This is a genomic window from Marinagarivorans algicola, assembly GCF_001292705.1.
Taxonomy (GTDB): Bacteria; Pseudomonadota; Gammaproteobacteria; order Pseudomonadales; family Cellvibrionaceae; genus Marinagarivorans; species Marinagarivorans algicola.
The window spans coordinates 48,790-62,552 of the sequence record NZ_LGAK01000014.1 but is presented as its reverse complement, the minus strand read 5'-3'; the positions used below and the strand labels follow the sequence as shown (position 1 = coordinate 62,552).

Annotated in this window: 10 protein-coding genes; 3 read left to right on the top strand and 7 right to left on the bottom strand. The window is 44.7% G+C overall.

Annotation, left to right across the window (positions count from 1 at the left end; genetic code table 11):
• Window positions 1-28: 28 nt before the first annotated feature.
• Together AC438_RS06145 and ilvN are read left to right on the top strand one after the other, a co-directional pair.
• Window positions 29-1,783 carry an acetolactate synthase 3 large subunit gene (locus AC438_RS06145; RefSeq protein WP_053980371.1) on the top strand — a complete coding sequence of 585 codons (1,755 nt, stop codon included), beginning with the start codon at window positions 29-31 and terminating at the stop codon, window positions 1,781-1,783.
• Window positions 1,783-2,274 carry an acetolactate synthase small subunit gene (ilvN, locus tag AC438_RS06140; RefSeq protein WP_053980370.1) on the top strand — a complete coding sequence of 164 codons (492 nt, stop codon included), beginning with the start codon at window positions 1,783-1,785 and terminating at the stop codon, window positions 2,272-2,274. Before AC438_RS06145 ends, ilvN begins: the two co-directional genes overlap by 1 nt.
• 60 nt (window positions 2,275-2,334) lie before the next feature.
• On the opposite strand, the gene AC438_RS06135 is transcribed toward ilvN, so the two are convergent.
• From AC438_RS06135 to AC438_RS06120, 4 genes are read right to left on the bottom strand one after another with little or no spacing between them, the layout of a single operon-like run.
• Complete coding sequence (locus AC438_RS06135; protein ID WP_053980369.1) at window positions 2,335-3,183, bottom strand: RMD1 family protein; 849 nt, start codon at window positions 3,181-3,183, stop codon at window positions 2,335-2,337.
• Window positions 3,184-3,242: 59 nt separating this feature from the next.
• Window positions 3,243-4,499: a GNAT family N-acetyltransferase/peptidase C39 family protein gene (locus tag AC438_RS06130; protein WP_082353998.1), complete on the bottom strand. Its 1,257-nt coding sequence runs from the start codon at window positions 4,497-4,499 to the stop codon at window positions 3,243-3,245.
• Window positions 4,500-4,517: 18 nt separating this feature from the next.
• Entirely contained in the window at window positions 4,518-5,966 is a 1,449-nt protein-coding gene (locus tag AC438_RS06125) for a RimK family protein (RefSeq protein ID WP_053980368.1), read from the bottom strand.
• Between the two features lie 58 nt (window positions 5,967-6,024).
• Window positions 6,025-7,113 carry a peptidase M42 gene (locus tag AC438_RS06120; protein WP_053980367.1) on the bottom strand — a complete coding sequence of 363 codons (1,089 nt, stop codon included), beginning with the start codon at window positions 7,111-7,113 and terminating at the stop codon, window positions 6,025-6,027.
• A 562-nt stretch (window positions 7,114-7,675) separates the two neighbouring features.
• On the opposite strand from AC438_RS06120, the gene AC438_RS06115 reads away from it, so the two are divergent.
• Window positions 7,676-8,380, top strand: a complete 705-nt coding sequence (locus AC438_RS06115) for a peroxiredoxin-like family protein (RefSeq protein WP_053980366.1) — start codon at window positions 7,676-7,678, stop codon at window positions 8,378-8,380.
• A 120-nt stretch (window positions 8,381-8,500) separates the two neighbouring features.
• On the opposite strand, the gene AC438_RS06110 is transcribed toward AC438_RS06115, so the two are convergent.
• The 3 genes from AC438_RS06110 to AC438_RS06100 form a co-directional block, all read right to left on the bottom strand.
• Window positions 8,501-9,952 carry a PepSY-associated TM helix domain-containing protein gene (locus AC438_RS06110; protein ID WP_053980365.1) on the bottom strand — a complete coding sequence of 484 codons (1,452 nt, stop codon included), beginning with the start codon at window positions 9,950-9,952 and terminating at the stop codon, window positions 8,501-8,503.
• Window positions 9,953-9,973: 21 nt separating this feature from the next.
• Window positions 9,974-10,528 carry a hypothetical protein gene (locus AC438_RS06105; RefSeq protein WP_053980364.1) on the bottom strand — a complete coding sequence of 185 codons (555 nt, stop codon included), beginning with the start codon at window positions 10,526-10,528 and terminating at the stop codon, window positions 9,974-9,976.
• Window positions 10,529-10,871: 343 nt separating this feature from the next.
• Window positions 10,872-13,007 (bottom strand): TonB-dependent siderophore receptor, encoded by a 2,136-nt coding sequence (locus AC438_RS06100; RefSeq protein WP_053980363.1) that lies wholly within the window; start codon window positions 13,005-13,007, stop codon window positions 10,872-10,874.
• Between the last annotated feature and the right edge of the window lie 756 nt (window positions 13,008-13,763).

Genomic DNA, 13,763 nt, shown 5'->3' with positions numbered 1-13,763 from the left:
GCGATGCTGACAACAGAGGAATATCAAGGTGGAACAACTATCTGGTGGCGATATGCTATTGCGCGCTTTGGCCGATGAAGGCGTTGAGTGCATTTTTGGTTACCCAGGCGGCGCAGCGCTACACATTTACGATGCGATTTTTAGGCAAGATCGCGTGCACCATGTTTTAGTGCGTCATGAACAAGCAGCAACGCACGCAGCGGACGCTTACTCGCGCTCTACCGGCCGCACAGGCACTTGCTTAGTGACCTCGGGTCCAGGCGCAACTAATGCCATTACAGGCATTGCAACGGCCTACCTAGACTCCATTCCTATGGTGGTAATTTCCGGTCAGGTGGTAAGCGATCGTATTGGGGAGGATGCTTTTCAAGAAACTGATATGGTCGGTATCTCGCGCCCGATTGTTAAACATAGCTATTTAGTCAAAGATCCCGCACAAATCCCAGCGATTATTAAAAAGGCCTACTATTTGGCGGCCAGTGGTCGCCCGGGACCTGTGGTGGTTGATATCCCTAAAGATATGACCGCTCCTGATGTGCTGTTTGATTATCATTACCCTGAAACAGTGCGGCTGCGCTCATACAATCCCGCGATTCGTGGCCATGCAGGGCAAATCAAAAAAGCCATGCAGCTTATGCTAGCAGCCAAACGTCCCATTATTTATGCTGGTGGCGGTGTGATACAAGGCAATGCGAGTGCGCCATTGACCGCATTAGCGAAAAAGCTCAATGTCCCAGTGACTAATACACTAATGGGATTGGGTGCTTACCCAGGTGATGACAAGCAGTTTTTAGGTATGCTAGGTATGCATGGCATGGTGGAGGCCAATTTTGCCATGCATAATGCCGATGTTATTTTTGCCATAGGCGCACGCTTTGATGATCGAGTGACTAACGCGACCGATAAATTTTGCCCAGATGCTAAAATCGTTCATGTCGATATAGACCCCGCTTCGATTTCTAAAACTGTCCGTGCTGATGTACCCATTGTGGGGCCCGTCGACAGCGTACTTAATGATATGCTGCAAATATTCGACGAGCTTAAGCAAACCATGGATACCGAAGCGCTCAGTCAGTGGTGGGCACAAATTAACGAATGGCGCGCTAAGCACGGCATCCTTGTTAAGCCGCGTTACGAAACCACCAGTGAAGCGCTTAAACCTCAAGAGGTTATTAGTACCCTCTATGAAGTTACCAAAGGTGAAGCCTACATTACCAGTGATGTAGGCCAGCATCAGATGTTTGCGGCGCAGTACTACCCGTTTAAATACCCGCGGCGCTGGATCAACTCGGGTGGGCTCGGCACGATGGGCTTTGGCTTACCTGCAGCCATGGGCGTACAGTATGCACACCGCGACGCTGTGGTCGCTTGCGTCACCGGCGAGGGCAGTATCCAAATGTGTATTCAAGAGCTGAGCACCTGCACGCAATATCATTTGCCCGTCAAAATCATTTGTTTAAATAATCAAGCCCTAGGCATGGTAAAGCAATGGCAAGATATGAACTACGGTGGTCGTCATTCCGAAAGCCTTTATGAGGAGTCACTGCCAGATTTTATAAAATTGGCAGAGTCTTACGGCCATGTGGGCGTGCGTATTAGCAAACGCGAAGAGCTCAAAGAAAAATTAACCGAAGTGTTCGCTATGAAAGATCGTGTTGTTTTTGTGGATATCCAAGTCGACCCTCAAGAGCATGTTTACCCTATGTTGATTCCGCCCAATGACCCTTCAGGGGCCAATGGTTCTATGCGTGATATGTTCTTAAGTAAAACGGAGCGTACCTAATGAAGCATATTATTTCTGTCTTAGTCGAGAATGAGCCTGGTGCTTTATCACGTGTTGTGGGTTTGTTTTCGCAGCGCGGTTACAACATTGAAACACTAACCGTCGCTCCTACCGAAGATGCAACACTGTCGCGCCTGACAATTACGACTGCTGGTAGTGATCATGTTATTGAGCAAATTACCAAACATCTTAATAAAATTGTTGATGTTGTAAAATTGGTTGACCTAACCGAAGGTGCCCATATTGAGCGTGAATTAATGCTCATTAAAGTACGTGCGACTGGCTCGCAACGCGCCGAGGTTAAGCGTTGTGTTGATATTTTTCGCGGCCAAATAGTGGATGTTACAGCGTCTGTGTATACTATTCAGCTGGTTGGCCATAGTGATAAACTCGATGCTTTTTTTCAGGCAGTTGGCGAAGCCTCTATTTTAGAAGTGGTGCGCTCGGGTGTCACCGGCATTGCTCGTGGCGAAAAAGTCTTGAGTTTGTAGCGTGTCATATCACTTAACAGTAATAGTCAAAGGCCTGCTTTTAAGCAGGCCTTTTTTATATTATTTAGGGAAAAAATAAATCACAATATCAATCATAATCAGCACAATAATAATCCACTCCAAAAACGATGAATGCTTATGGTGTTGCTCGCTAGCGAGCATATCGAGCAACGCGTGAATCGTGGCTAATTTATGGTTGAGTATCTCGATGCGCGGAGTTAAATCTAAATATTTAGCTAGCTGTTGATAGTCGGACTCGAGCTCTGGGTAGTCCCAAAAAAATTCGGGTGTGTCCAATAAATTAAAGTGTAGTGAAATATCACTACTGGTATCAAAAAGCACGCCACGCAATTTAGCCAATTTATTGCGGCTGAGCGGGATTTTACCAGTTGCGGCTAGTTTTTTAGAAATGTAGCTATTTTGTTGAATAACCTGTTGTGCGGTATCTTCAAAAAAGCTTAGTTTAGCTGACTGCGCAAAGGCATGACTTAAAGCAAGGCGACATAAAGGATTGTTGTTAGGTAGCGACAAAAAATCATTATGAATAGTGAGGGTGTTGGTGCTTTTTATGGGCGTATTATCGCTTTGACTGTGTTCATTATTTTGCGTGATGTGATAATGAAATTGCTCAGTCTCGTAGCCGTCTAAATGCTCAGTCATTAGGGTTGATAGTTCACGGCATAAGATTTTGCGCGCTGTTTCTTCAATATTCCAGCATACAACAACGCCATAGTTAAATACCCAAGCTTCACCTTGCGCTAAGTTAATCTGATAGGCATCGCGGTAGCGTACAGCGCCTTTTTGTTTAACAAGTAGATCGTTGGCTTCCTCGAGTTTAAATTGTCGCCCCATTAATACAGTATGAATACGGTGCGGGCCAGTACTTTTAGGTAAAATAGTTGTTGGCATAAAAGCTTTACTCAATAACAAAAAATATTAAATAATAGGGCTTAGGTTTAGGCAAATGATTAGGGCTGCTTTTTAATCGCAATCGCTGTACGTAATTTTCCGCTGCCAAAAGCCGACATTTTTTCAAAATCTAAACGTGCAATGGGCAAGTGCTGGCAATCTATAGCCAATTGGTGGGCTTCATCTAAATCGGGATCGTGAACATAAAGGCAGCGCTCGTCAATATTGGTTAAAGTCACCCAGTGCGGTATTTTTTTACCATCTAGCCTATAAGTGCTAATTAAAATAATGACAGCGTAGCCCTCATCTAGCCAAGTTTGCAGTTGGTCTTGTGTTAGCTCGTTATAGTCTAGAGTCACCGCGTTGTACTGCGCCTGCGCGACAAACTGGTTGTGTACGACAGTCATAATATTTTTTTTATCGTCGTTGCGTACCCCATCAATAAATAAAGGCTGCTGAGTATTTAAACTAACAACCGCATCAAAACCCCGTTTTTTAGCAGCTAAGGCCAATCCTATAGGGTGACAACCTCCATGCCCCGAGGTCATAAAAATAGTGGTTGCCTCACGCCACAGGTCAAGTTCGTGATATTGTTCAAGGGCAATGTTGGAGTCTTGACTGGCCATAGCCATTAATAACGACGCAGGACCACAGCTAAAATCGGTGGTTTGTTGATACCAGGGTATTGCATTTAACGGCTCACAGCCTTGCACCGCTTTAATGCTTTTTTGCATACGTAGCGCGTCGGTATGATCTTCGTAATAATCACAGTACTCGCCAAAAATGCGATAGCCCAATTTTTGATACAAAGCGATAGCAGCGGCATTATTTTTAGCCACTTCCAAGCGCAAATGTAAATAGTCTAAGCTAAAGCAAACTTGCTCTAGCTGGTGCATAAGCTGCTGGGCAATACCTTGCCCAGCAGCGCTGGGTAATACCGCCAGCGAGTAAATACTAGCAAGGCGTGTGCCTTTATGGCACCACGCTAAAGCATAACCAACCAGCGACTGGTGCTCGTTTGCCAATACAGCGTCTGGGCTTTGAAGGCTTTGGGCAACCCATAAAATACCATGTGCCGCTTTAAGCCAATGTTTAAAGCTGCGCTCACTTAAGCGACTGTTATTAAAACAGGTGTATTCAATATGCAATAAAGCTTTAAGGTCACTCACAGTGGCCAAGCGGTAGCTTATATTATTGACTACCGTGTTATTAATAACGATGCTGTTAATGGCGTTGTTGTTAATGGCGTTGTTGTTAGTCGTATTGTTGTCAGTGTTGTTGTTAATGATGTGGCTATTGATTATGGCGTTAGTCATAAGGTGTTGCTCATAGTATTAGCGTCCACGCGCTTCTAAGCGGCGTTGAAACTCGGCCATTATTTGCATATAAAGTTCATCGCCTAAGTAGACGTCTTCTATTTTGTGATCGATGTTGGGGTTGTCGTTTACCTCTAGCACATAGGCTTTGTCGCCCACTTGTTTTACATCTACGCCATACAGGCTGTTGCCAATAGTTTTGGCAGCCTTTAAGGCGGCATCGAGCACTACTTTGGGAACTTCAAAGGTAGGCAGTGTTTCAAAACCGCCCGCGCTAAAGCGCTTAGAGCTATGATTGTAAATTTGCCAGTGGTTGCGCGCCATTAAATAGCGACTAGCATACAGCGCCCGCCCGCCTAAAATACCAATGCGCCAATCATAATCGGTATATAAATATTCCTGTGCCAGTACCAGCGCACTATCGGCGAGTAATTGCGCTAGCTTTTCTTTGAGTTCTTGCTGGGTTTTGACTTTAAATACGCCGCGCGAAAAAGAGCCTTCTGGCATTTTTAAAATCATCGGGTAGTCAAATTTTGACTCTAAAAATAGCAGTGTTTTATCACTGTTATCACTAATAATCTCAGTTTTTAAACTGGGTACTTTTTGATAACTAAAAGCATCGTGCAAAAATACTTTATTGCAGCAGCGCAAAATCGATACCGGGTCATCGAGTACTACTAAGCCCTCTTTTTCAGCATTACAGGCTAAGCGATAGGTGTGGTGATCTATCGCAGTTGTTTCGCGAATAAACAGTGCATCATAGCGATTAATATTGTCGAGCTGCTCGGCGGTGACTGTTTGTGCGGTAATACCGTGTTTGGCGGCTGCTTTAATAAAGCGCTTAATTGCGCCGCTATCGCTTGGTGGGTTTTCTTCTTGCGGGTTAACCAAAATGGCTAAGTCCCAGCGATTTTGTTTTTTGCCTTGATAGGTACGCCAAACAGTTTGCGTAAAACGATCAACCTGCTCAAGTGCCCGTGTTTGATCTTCTGGGTTGAGTTCGGTAAAGGCTTCTTGTGTGATTTTTAATTGTATTTCATTATCTTGTTTAAAAAATGTAATGCCTAAAATCGGGGCGCTAAATTGCTTAAAGGCTTTTTGGCATAAAGCCTGAAAGCGCACATCGCGGCATTGACCAAAAAAAGCCAATACGGTTTGCGGGGTATGAGTGACCACTACATTTTTAGGGAAATAAGGAATCAGTGAAAAAGCTTGATTGTCTTTTTCATCGCGTAAGCGGTTAATGGTTTTAACGCTAGGTAGTGCAACATGCTTGCGGGCTTCGGCTAACAAAGAGCAATAATACCCTTTGCTGAGATACTGTTGTGTATTGCATAGGTTAATAATTCGCGTTTTAGGCTCATTGAGTTTGGGGTAGTCGCTCAGGTATTGCTCAAAGCTAATAAAGGCGGCATTGAGCTGTGCGTAGTGGCTATTATCGTCTACGACAATCAGTGTTTTAAACATAAAAATCCTACTAAATGGGTGGCTAACCAAGGGTTATCGATACTGACTATAGGGAGCGTTAAGTCTGACTCATGCGTTGAATAACGGCTAAAAAAGCATTTACAGCTGCAATGGGGGCGGTTTCGCTCATAGTGTGATAACCCGAGGTGGGAATTTGTAGTGTTGTTCCATCAACCAAACCATGAGAGGCCGAAATAATACGCCCAAGTTCTGTCGACCCCAATGATGTAGGCTGTTCACCTTTCGCGATTAAGGTTTTGTTGTGCGCTTCTACATAGGCATCTTTGTATTGCACTTGAAAGTTTAAGTCTGCACAGGTGCGGGCTAATTTTTGTGTTAGTGCAGTATTAAAGTGGGCATTGGCATCTTTGTTGCGCAACACCAAATGCTGATCGTTAGCGGCTTCAAAGGTAGGATAGGGGCTGGTATCTACAACAATAAGTTGGTTAGTTGAGCCACCAAAGCGCCTAAACCACTCTAATAAATAGCGCCAGCTTTTGCCGGCTTCTTCTTGCGCGGTAAAAAACGCGGTGCCTTCAAAGCCTTGCTCAAACCTATACACCAAAGCGGCTGCGGTGAGCACATTGTCGAGTTGGCCCGCCAGTGTATGCTCGGTCATTTTAAGGGTGTCTGTAAATGCTACAGGCGTGCCTGCGACTAAATGCTCTAACCCTTCTAATTCAAAAATTAAATTATTACGGTATTCACAAATAGAGGCATTAGTAACCTTGCCCTTGCCCCGGTAAGCACCCGACCAAGGCTCATAAGCAAAGACGTGCTCTTGGCCAAAACGATGAACAATTTTTTGCATTAATTGCTCATCGACTGAATTGCCTAATAGATCGGAGCGTGCGCCGGCCACAAAAGCGGCATATTGGAACTCGTTAGGTCCAGTACACACCAAACCATGGCGATCAATATGCGCCGAAAAAAACACGCTATTGGGCCTTTTACCTTGGGCGACCAATAGGCCTTCGTACCAAGTAACATTGGCACCGCGCTCTTCTAGCTCACGCTGAAGTACTCTAAAAAAAGAATGCTCAGCGCCAACCACGCTAGGGCTGCGTACCAGTGAGGTTAAAATATTGATAAATGCTTGCGGTAAGGCTGAGGCGCTACTTGGGGGAGGTTGTAGGGTTGTTGTCATTAAAGGTGTCGTCTAAATCGCTACTAAGCGAAGTAAAAATAAAGCGTTAGTGTGGGCGCTGCTTGCTTCATCAAAAGACGGTGCATTGGGTGCTGAGCTAACGTAAGTTAGGTAAAGCAAAGATGATGTTTGTAAGTATGCTATTTATACCTATTTTTTTGTTTTGGCAATTTATTTCTTCATTTTTTGATACTTTTTTATCGGCAGTCAGTGATAAAAGCTGGTGTGACTTAGAGGTCGTGGCGACAGTCAAGACGTTCATGTAAGAACTCTGGGGATCGTGCGACTGAAAAGCTGAATATTGTACTTAGGCAATAACGAGTGCGGCGAATGAACTTTTTAGTAAGTCAGTGGTTTAAAGAGCGCTAAGCTCATAGGCTGTTAAGCGGTGACTTATGTTTTCGCTTATTGCGCGGGCTCAATAGTGATAAAAATGTGAACTATTTGGTGAGGCTTATGTTGTAGCATTGGGTTTTCAGTAGTGTAGTGCGACAGCAGTCGTACTACAGTGTCGTAATATTTTATAATAATGCAATCAAGTGTTGCATGTGGAGCTAGGTAAATGAAAGTAGTTGAGTGTTATCGTGGTGTACAAAGCAGTGCTTATCAAGCCGTGCGTAAAGTTATGGGGTTAAAAGTGGTGGCGGCGATGAGCTGCGCGCTATTGCTAGGAGCTGCAAGTGTAGTGAGTGCTGACGGCTATAAAGCCGGTGCACCGGCTCAAAATGCTGATGAAATCCGCCCGATTCTTATCGGCCAAGAGATGCCCAAAATCACTTTAACAACGCCCGAGGGCAAGCCTTTTGACTTAAATAAAGCAATGGCGCAAAAGCCTACGCTATTGGTTTTTTACCGTGGGGGTTGGTGCCCTTACTGTAATTTACACTTAGCCGCTTTACGCAAAGTAGAAAAGCCTTTAAAAGAGCTAGGCTTTCAAATAATTGCGGTTAGCCCCGATAAGCCCGAAGAGCTTACAAAAACCGATGAAAAGCATTCACTCGGCTATACTTTGCTGTCTGATAGTCATGCTACCGCGATTAAAGCGTTAGGCTTAGCCTTTGAAGTCGATGCTGTGACACGCGTAAAATATAAAACCTATGGAATTGACTTAGAGAAGAGCTCTGGCCAAGATCATCATTTATTACCAGCACCTGCGGCGCTGCTAGTTAACAAAGATGGACTGGTGACCTTTAGCTTTATCTCGCCTAATTATAAAGTGCGTGTTGATAACGAGCTAATTATGGCAGCAGCCAAAGCACTAAAATAGACCTGATAGGATGCTGATTTATTAGCGCCCAATTTTAGTGCCGCTGAATAATGACAGTAAGGTAAAAAACAGAGGACCGAGATAGGCCTCTGTTTTTTTCGCTTAAAGCTTGCGTTGCTGTCAATGTTCAGCGACTGATGATGGGTTGTCATGTTTAGCATTCGTGAACCGTCGATAAATCAGCGGCGCAGCAATCAGTAAGCCTACTCCAGCAATCGTTGCATTAAATACGTTATAAAAAACAGACTGTAAGGCATCGGGGTGCAAGACAAAAAACACGAACGGAATAAATATTAAGACCGCCGCACAGGCTGTGCGCAATAGCGTAGGTACATAAGCTTGATGTTGCTGCCAAATACATAGTCCGGTCACCCATGCCCAGCTCATAAAAAAGCATGCCAACACCGGCAGCATGAATAAACTCCCCAACGCCGATAAAGCCAAGCTCAGAGGCAAGCCCCATACTGCGGCTACCCACAAGGGGTTTATAATATCGTGCTTTTTGCGCCTAGCCAGCCAAATATTAATACCTGTAGCAGTCACCAACGTAGAGGCCAACCCTAGTAATACGTAGCCAATGAGCACCCAGTTCCCCCCGTACTGACCAAAATGTAAACGATATGTTGAGTACAAAATTTGGCGTGGTAGGGGACCATTCGTTAACCCCTGTGCATTGAGGTAATCGCCCTGAGTATTAAATCTGAATATCTCGGAATAACTTAGTCGGCCTTGCATAGTAGCGGCTATTTCAATAAATTGCTGTGGTGTTTTAGGTTGCTGAATAACGATATATAAAGGCGTAGCCTGTGGGTATTTTTGGCGAATGTAGGTGAGCGCTTTATTGATATTAGCCTCTTGAACTGGGGCGTTGATTGTAGGGTCTGCACCGTAAATTTCGGCGGTAAGCTCAGCTGGAGTACCATCATAGAGTGTAGATGTGGCTACCAATACCAATATACTCACCAAACCAAAGAAAGCCCCAGTCACTGAAATCATTACATGAAACGGTAGTGCCCATACCGATAGGCGGTTGTGTAAATCGGCTTGGGCTAGCCGTTGGTGGGCGTTCCAGCGCAAACGAAAAGCATCAACAAAAATACGTGGGTGTGCAACGATACCCGATACACACAACCCCAGCATCAGCGCACCGAGTAGGCCTACTATGATGCCCCCTACCGTATGAGGTAGTAATAAATAGTAGTGCATATCGCGCACAGTGCTTATCCAGCCTTCTTTAACGGCTTCATCGAGCGTACCATCTTCTTTGACAAAAAATTCGTGCTGGCCACCGGCTACATGAATTCTAGGCAGGGACTCAGTGGGTAACACGACATAGAGTGATTCAGGTGTACTTTGGGTTTGTGTATAAAAAGCGTCAATAGCCGTATTAACGGTTGCGTAAGAATAGTTAGAATACTCGGCTACAGCAGGTTGTTGCCAACGCTCAAAATAATGGGCCGCCACTAGAATAGTACCGGTAAGGCAAATAATATAAAGTAGAATGCCAGTCGTTACGCCAATCAGGGAATGCGACGATAGTGATGCTTTAACAGTGCTTGATGAAAAGGCCATATATTACTCAAATTAATAACATTATAAATAAAGATAAGCGCCGGTCATAACCGAGAGCGCCAGCAAAATCATTGCATGCTTAAAGGGTTGGGCTTGAGCGCATAAGAAGTAGACTGTGAGGGCATAAAGACAGGGAAACAAAAAAGCTGCACTGGCCATTTGGGTGTCAAGTTGTGCAGGCATCAAACTCACCATTAATAGCGTTACCAAGCAAGTAGCCAATAAGGCTAATGGCCCTGTTATTATCAATAATGCGGCGCGATGCTTTAAAATAAGGGGCGTTAACGCGCTGTTATGGCTAGTAGCCTTATGAGTCGCGGTACGCTTTGCGGGTTTATGTGTGCTTTGATAATCACCATTAATAAGTACAAGGGCAAACCCTGCAATACTCACAGCCATGAAACCAAAGGCCATCCCAAACTCTGGGCCTACAGTAGTTGACAATAAAACTAACGCTCCAATCACCAACGTCCAAATGCACACTTTAGTGATGAGAAAAGCGCGGCCTTTTTTTCGCCATGTTAAGCGTAATAGCGTCATGCTTAGCGCAATAAGCAAAAGTGAAGTTATTGTCATGCCGGTACCTCATATAAATATAGTGAAAGGGAGGTTAAAAAATGTATTGCTCTTCAAATATTCGGTAATCTTGTGAGGCGCGAATACTTGTCGGTGCTCAAAAAATATTCATGTTACGCTAAGATCGGTGTCAATGTGACTCGTTACTCAGTGATTAAAAGATATTAAGCCGTTTTACCTATATAGGGTTGATGGATTATTTTCTGGACACTTAAGTGTTGGGCTTTGCAGGGAAAGCAAGGGTCGACAGTGTTGAAGCACAACATCGAGTGGCGCAAAGTCACAGGTGACTTGAGCGCCCAATTTCGGTATCGCTTTATAATCATAAATGCATAATTATGATTTAAAAAGTATAACCAATACGACCAACGGCCATACGTTCTTTACCGGTAAAGCAATCTCCTCGTGCTAAACATGTAGAGTAATATTGCTTATTACTGGCGTTTTTGATGTTAAGGCTAAAATCCCATTGTGAGTAGCTGTAGCCCAGCATTAAATCGGTGAGAGTATAAGCGGGTGTGCGATGATTGTCTGCGCCATCAAAGCTTTGGCCTACATAACGCACGCCTACACCTGCTTTAAAGCCAGCTGCTTGGCGATAGCCTAACCATGTAGAGGCCTGTTTGTGCGCAACACTCGCAAACGTATTGCCATTAGTATCGACGGTATTTAGCTTTGTGAGGTTGAGCTCCCAATTAAAATCGCCAAAAAGCATTAAGCTTTCTAGCTCGATACCATCGATTTTAGCCATGCCACTTTGTTGCTGGATTGCACCGGCGAGCGCTTGTGGATCGTTAAGATTGCTTTGTTCAATATCAAAGTAAGCTAGTGTGACATAGGCTTGCCGCCCCGACGGTTGGTATTTAACGCCAATTTCTGTTTGCTCGCCTTCTTGTGGGTTTAAAGGCGCTGGGTTTTGAGTATTGCCGTTGCCGCCAATAACCGGCTCAAACGATTCGGCCCAGTTAATGTAAGGCCGCAATCCAATGGCTGTCTCGTAAAGCACGCCCACACTGGTGCTCACGGCATGATCATCTTGCGTGCTAGTACCTTCATTGGCGCTAATGCTGTCATAGCGTACCCCTGCATTAAGATTCCACGGCCCCCAAGTGATGTGATCGCTAATATACAGGCCGGCATCTTTATATTGATGCTCCGGTGCATCAACCCAATAAGTTTGCAGTGTGGCTTCGTTAGGAATATTGCCATACACCGGCGCAAACGGGTTAAGCCAATAGGTGCGGTCCGAAAGTGTGGGGTTGGCGCTATTAAAGCCAAGCGCCCAGGCGTAAGCTGAGTCATCTTCGGTGCGGACATTTTGGTATTGCCCGCCGATGAGTAAGCTGTGCTCAATGCTCCCCGTTGTTAATTGGCCACTTAGGCGAAGGTCGCCGGCGAATTGTTTTGAAGAGGCTTCGCTGCGATAAAAAGAGCGTGGTATAAGGTCATCGGGAAATTGTGCATAGTTATAACGCTCTCCACCTAAAAAGGCGTGCCAAGCTTGCTGGTAGTCTACCGATGCATCAGTCGCGCGTGCTGTAAAACTCAAGCCCCACGTCTCGTTAATTGAGTGCTCGGCAATAAGGGTGAGTGAGTGGGTATTAGTATCGTATTGATTAAAGTCAGGCTCGCCTAAATACACATCGCTGGCAATGCTTTGGCCATTCGAGGTGGGCAATAAGGTGCCGTAAAGCGGCAAAAATTGCGCAGCGGTATCGCTGCGTGTTTTGGTATAGTTGGCCAATAGGCTAATGCGGGTTTCGTCATTAGGTTGCCACGTTAGCGATGGTGCAATGACGACGGTATTGTCATCAACAAAGTCAACTTGGGTGTCGCTATCGCGGTAAACACCTACAGCACGATACAGTAATGTGCCTGTTTTGTTGATAGCGCCGGTCGAGTCAACGGCTACTTGTTTATGGTTAAAGCTGCCGGCTTCGGCAATCATTTCGTGTTGCGTTTCGGTTTGTGGCCGCTTGCTTACAATGTTGACAATTCCACCCGGCGAGCCTTTACCATAAAGTACAGAGGCAGGCCCTTTGAGTATTTCGACCTGCTCTAAGGTGTATACTTCGGCGCGGGCATTATTGTAGTTACCAAATAACGACTGCAAGCTATCTTGGTATTGCGGTACATTTAGCCCTCTAACGCGTACCCAATCGCCGCGCGTTGCCAATCCAAATGTCTCACCCAATACCCCCGCCGAATAGGTGTAGGCTTCATCCAATCGCATCACGCCTTTGTCGCGCAGTTGTTCACGGGTTTCAATAGAGATAGAGCGTGAGGTTTCCATAATAGGAGTGTTTGATTTAGTCGCCGAATAAAGCCCCAACTCACCCACAACTAACACTTCCTCTATTGTTTGAGCATTTATTGTTTGAGCATTGGCTTTAATGGTTGCTTGTGCCTCTGCAGCTGTAGTGTGAGCTGAACCAATAAGCGCGCTAATAACAAGGCCGAGGAAATATGAATTCTTCACGGGATACTCCTAAAAATAAATCTAAATAATAATAATTCGTATTTGCATTATTGCATTGAATGTAGTGGCGCGCAAGTGATCAATATATGGCGTTTTTATTTGTGTTTATGAGGGTGTGAGCGGTATGCGGAGGCGCCACCTGTGCTACCCATTCAGGGGGCGCGCAAGTATTTGCCTGTAGCGCTAGTGGGTACCTTGCCTTCTAACTAAGACCCCGAATGAATGGCCCAGATATTTTTTGGGTTTTCTGAATTTAAGAGCTAGCAGATAGCTCGCGAATCAATTACTCAAGTCCTGCAGTCACCTACTTAGGCAGGCACCTTTAAAAAAAGATGAGATTAAAATTTATCGACTTTTGTGTCGGCACGCCAAAGTAATTTATATTAGCTGGTTAATTAAATGGGCTTGGTGCCATAGTTGTTGCGCTAGAGTGAGGTCTTATACGGGGAGGTAGATCTTTTTGAGCCATGGTGATTATGGTTACACAAAAGATCTTTATTATTGAGTGTCTAATAATTTATCGAGGCGGTGATAATGTCATATGATAATCTCGCTAATACCATTGCTTTTGTTTTTTTGTTTGTTTCTTGATCGTTTTGAGTGCGCCTTATTGGATTTACGGCAATAAATACCATGTTATTTAGTATCATGACTTTAGAGATTGCCACCTTTTGGGGCGGGGTATTACATTTTTATTAAAGTTTTATTGAGTGATTTATGTCGGTGTCCGTCTACTAATGATCAGCAACCTACTAA